Annotated in this window: 1 pseudogene; it reads left to right on the top strand. The window is 44.0% G+C overall.

Annotated features, from left to right (window positions below):
* Positions 1 to 216 (top strand): annotated as a pseudogene (locus A3756_RS06075) (malate dehydrogenase); the annotation flags it as partial.

Genomic DNA, 216 nt, shown 5'->3' with positions numbered 1-216 from the left:
CTTGGCTTCCCATTTATCTTCCGTGGTGCGTTGGATGTTCGTGCAACAGCTATCAATGAAGAGATGAAGCTGGCTGCTGCTAAAGCACTTGCTAATCTAGCAAAAGAGCCTGTAACTAAGGAAGTTCTAGACGCTTACGGTGTGGATTCAATGGAATTCGGTAAAGAGTACATCATTCCAAAAGCGACAGATTCCCGTTTGTTGGGTATTGTATCT

The sequence above is a fragment of the Oleiphilus sp. HI0086 genome (genome assembly GCF_001635225.1).
This window is presented reverse-complemented; position numbering and strand designations above follow the sequence as displayed.